This is a genomic window from Geminocystis sp. CENA526, from assembly GCF_050753365.1.
Taxonomy (GTDB): domain Bacteria; phylum Cyanobacteriota; class Cyanobacteriia; order Cyanobacteriales; family Cyanobacteriaceae; genus Geminocystis.
Map to the genome: position 1 here is coordinate 1 of NZ_JBLZFY010000176.1, position 5,063 is coordinate 5,063.

Below are 5,063 nucleotides of genomic sequence, written 5' to 3' on the forward strand. Positions count from 1 at the left end.
TTATATTGTTCATCGAGTCGATCGGACGATAATTCGATCGATAAATTAAGAGCAGAATCCACCACTTGTTGACGTGTCACGGGTACAGTAACTCGAATCGGTTCACCTTTATTGGTAATAACTAATAAGTCTAGTTGATCATCTTCGGCCGGTTGTAAGCCGATAGTCGGTTGCAGATTCGGTTTATTGATGTTCACTCGACTAAACTCTTGAGTATTGAGAGCTTCTCGACGAGCAAATTCTGCGTCTAAATCTTTTGGTTGAAAACCTTTTGGAGTGAAACTAACGTAGATAAATGCTGGTTTTTCAGCCGCTTCCCGTTCGATAGCAGCTAAAATCTTCTGAGCTTCACTAATGGTAGATAAGTTAATAATGGGGGGTGCAACATTAACAACGAGGTTATCAACACCGGCGGGAGGTTCAATCGAATTATTCAAATTGGTGGGAAAACGACTAAGAAGTTTTAAGTTTAAATTACCTCTGGTAGTATTAATAAAATACTCACCTTCCCCAATGGTAAACCTAGTATTCGAGATAATTCCGGCCGTGCCATTTTCACTGGCATTTCCCACAATAAAGGGTAAACGAGCATCTGTAATTACTCCATCTTCTGAGTTACCCGGAAATAAATCTATGGTAACAGCACCACTTTCCACAGTTCCGGTGGTGCTAATGCTTACGCCACTGCCAATAGTGCTAGTAACACGGAGATTTCCAGCGGTGGTGATTTCTACATCTCCCCCGGTTCCTTGACTACTGCTTCCATCAATACTACTAATAACAATATCCTCTGAGGCGTTCAAGGTGACGTTACCTCCCCTGTTATTTCCGCTAGTTTGAATCGTTCCCGTGTTAATGGTAGTATTCGAGTTAAGTTCGATCGAACCTCCTGTTGTAGCGGAAGTATTCAGGTTTTGAGTAGTTATAGCTCCTTCAGTGCTAGTGATGGAGATGTTGCCGCCCTGAGTTATGATATTTTGGGTAGTAATACTATCAGCGTTAATCACCACATCAGAGTTATCACTGGAAATATTTTGAGCCGAAAAAGTACCTTGAGAACTGAACTGGGTATTATTTGCTAAAGAAATATCAGTATAAAAAGTCTGACTATCAGAAGTAGAAATAGAATTACCACTGAATCTAAAATTTTTTGATGTTACTTCCAGACTACTTAAGCTAACATTGTCAGTAATAGAAATATCACCGTTTCCAGCGTATAAAGTTAAATTCTGATTGCCTGAAATACTACCGAGAATAGCAATGTCAGCGATAGTTGTGTCACCAGTAGAAATAGTTACATCATTACCAAGAATCACATTGTCATCAATGGTAATGTTATTACCGTCACTGGTAATGTCAGCATTAAGAATAGTGGTAGCTTTAGAACCGAAAAGGGAAATAGAAGCATTATCGACACCATCGATTCTGTTATTAATAAATATATTACTAGCTTGAAAAGTTAAAGGATCATTAACTATCAAATCTTGATTAACGGTAATTGAGCCTAAATTTCTGTTTTCCCCAATAGTGATGGAGTTAAATCCATTGACACGATGGAGATTTGTGATAACGAATTGATTATTGTTACCACTACCGATGATAATTTCACCCATCGGATTAAAAGTAGTAACAGCTAAGTTACCTCCTAGAGAAACAAAGTTTTGGTTAGCAAAATTAACACCAGTTAAACTACGGATACTTAAATTATTACCACTGGCATCCACTGCCCCTGTAAAACTCACCCCCCCTTGATTACTATTTAAGTTGAGGTTGTTAGTAAGACTAACGTTGTTATAATTTTGATTATTAATAGTATTTATGTCACTGTTTAAAACTGTCATACCCCCTTGACTGGTTAAACTATTAGCATTAACGGCATTTAACCGAGTTTCTCCTGAGACATTCAGGCTTAAATCTCCTAATGGTTGATTATTCCCGATAGCTTGACTAAAAGTTGCATTATTACTGGTAACGGTTAAGTTGTTATTTTCTCCCGTTTCACTGTTAACCCTATTGGCAAAATCGACATTAGCACCAGATAGTGCGATCGCACTTCCGATAATTACTTCCTCTCCATAGGTTTGATTTCCTACGGTGGTGACATTACCATTTAATAAAGTTAAACCACTGCTCGTTAAACTATTAGCATTAACGGCATTTAATAAAGTTGTACCACTACTATTTAAGTTTATAACTCCTAATCGTTGAACATTACCGATGGCATTATTAAAGCTAATATTTCCACTACCTGTATTAACCGTTAAATCACTATTGCCACCACCAGCATTTACCGTCTGCAAAAATGTGATCGCACTATTACTGGTACTGAGGGTAACATTGTTATCAAGGATAACTGCTATATTATAGTTTTGACTTCCTATAGTCGTTATATTACCGTTTAATCTCGTTGTGCCGAAAGTTGCACCGAAAAGATCATTTGTTGTTAAACTGTTGGCGGTAACTTGATTTAACTCAGCTACCCCAGATACATTAATAATTAAGTTTCCCGATATATCTAACGGATTTAAGGAAATGTTATTGGGAGTTGTTAACGTAGTGTCCCCTGCTACTATAATATTTCCGCTATTGGTGATATTCTGCAAAGCGATAACTGATAAGTCACTTCTAATATTAATATTGGATAAAGCAAGATCAACGTTAGTAGGGGATGGAACTACAAAGGTTTCCGGTGGGTTGCCACCATATTCAATTGTAGCCGTAAAACCGCCAATGCGAAAAACTGCTCCGTTAGTTGTTATAACGTTGGCATTTAGATTAAAGTTTGGATTTCCACTAATAAAGATGTCATCAGCATTTGTTAAAAAAGCAATACTCCCCCCATTTATTTGTTGTGCTTGAATACTTATTTCCTCAGAAGTTACGGCATCACTACCAAAATCAACATTATCTATCAATATGGAACTAGGTAAATTAAGAGTACCGTTAGGGGCTAGAATAATAATATCATCCGTTGCACCCAACGCTCTAGCTCCCACACCACCAATAATGTTAGCATCAGCCTGAGTTATTGTGATATTTCCATTTCTGGCAATAAGAGTTATAAGTCCAGCTTTCGCATTCTCACTTCCAGAATCATTGGAAATAAAACTTGCCAAACTATAATTTTGATTTCCATTTGGCGTTTGTTGTCGTCCTTCAATAAAAATATTATTGTTAGCATCTAAAACAATGTTTCCACCACTGCCGTTACTACCAACACTAGTGGCAGTGTTGATCGCACCTACGGTAATATTTTCTCCAGAAATATTAACATTTCTTCCCCTTGCGATAATAGTGTGTTCAGGATTCATGGAAAAATCACCGCCACCAATGCCATCAGCATTCGCTCTGAAAGTGACAGAAGTACGGGGTTGATCTCCTGTGGTAATATTGCTTTGAAAAGTAATAGTATTGCCCACTAATTCGGTAACAGTAATATTGTTAGTGGCTTCTATCACAACATTAGTTGTACCCGGTAAACTTTGTAACGCATTTTGAGAAATATTGAAATCAGCATTTCCCCCATCCCCCGCTAAGATTTGCCCATCGGCAATTTCACTATCATTTGTACCAATACTACTAATGATAACATTTAAGGGATCTAACAATACAGTACCAATATTCCCCTTACTAGCTGTAGTGTCAACATTTCCATTAAAGTTAAGGTTTTCTTTCCCTGAAACTTCCACAAATCCACCGTCACCACCATTAATGCCTCCTCTTGCCTCAATGTTACCCGTAAAGGAAGTGTTACCATCAGCCCACACAATTACCTCTCCACCATCGCCATTAATTGTAGCATTAGCGGTTATGGTACTATTTTTATTAACTACGGTAGTTTGAGCGTTGGGAATCGAGCCTTTCCCTTGAAAATCGCCCCCAATTAAGACTTTTCCGCCTCCTTGCGCACCGTTAGCGGTGATTTCTCCGTCAATTACACCGACTCTCTCTCCTAAAACTGTGATTTCTCCTCCTAAACTCTCGGAGGATGTATTAATCTTCCCTGAAACGATCGAACTTCCTGTGCCTTCTGGTATATTAACATTAGCTACTTGTACTTGATTATTGTTGACTGCTACATTGGGAGTGGCTACTTCTGCGTTATGCGCTCCCGTGAGTAAAGATGGCAAATCTTGAGGGGTGAACCCTAGTAAATTTCCTTGCTCATCTTTAGGTATATCAAGCTCTAAGCTCAACAAACTGCCTTCGGGGGTGATTTTTACCCTTGATGTTCCTGCAACGGCTTGTATGTTGATTTTACCGTTCGGGGTTTCTATTGTGCCTGTATTGATAATATTACCACCGATGAGGTTAATATTACTACCTTCAGAAACCTTCAAGTCTCCTGAGTTGATGATGCTACCCGGTTGATTAGTATTGAAAATAAAGTTAGTGGGATTCCCTGTTAAGTTGCTATAGTCATTACTACCAACGGCACTAAAAACGCCATTATTGAAACCGATACCTGTTGCTGTGGTTGCGGTAAAGTCTGCTGGAACATTTATACTAGCCCCTGAGCCGAAAACTACCCCTGCTGGATTCATTAAGAAAAGGTTACTATTTCCCCCGACGACTTGAATTAAGCCGTTAATGTAGGAAGGGTTGCCCCCTGTCACCCTCGTTAAGATATTGTGAATGTTGGGATTCGTCAGAAAAGTGGCTATTTGTTGCTGTGTTAAACCAAATTCCTTGAAGCTGTGAAATAGGTTTTTACCGTCTCTTGAGAAGGTGTTACCATCTATGGTGATTCGATCGCCGTCTTTGGTTACAATGGTGGCAGTACTACCATCGACTTTAATTTCTTGGGCTTGGCTCGATCGAGGTTCTAACAGAGCGAGAAATGATAGAATAACAACAAATAAACCAGTTTTTTTCAACATAGCAATACCTTAATGGGGAATTCTCGTTAAACTTCTTATGTTTAACAAAGTTACTGTCATTGTATATAAGGTATTTATCTTTTTCAATACCTTCCTGTAAAGAAATATACATTATCCCTGTTGGGAAAACACTGTTAACGTTAGAATTACAACTATTTACTACAAATCTTAAGAAAATCTAAA

At 38.4% G+C, this 5,063-nt stretch carries 1 protein-coding gene; it reads right to left on the reverse strand.

Annotation, left to right across the window (positions count from 1 at the left end):
• Positions 1-4,880, reverse strand: a 4,880-nt coding sequence (locus ACN4EE_RS21960) for a beta strand repeat-containing protein (protein WP_431708650.1), incomplete at its 3' end; no start/stop codon positions are given.
• Between the last annotated feature and the right edge of the window lie 183 nt (positions 4,881-5,063).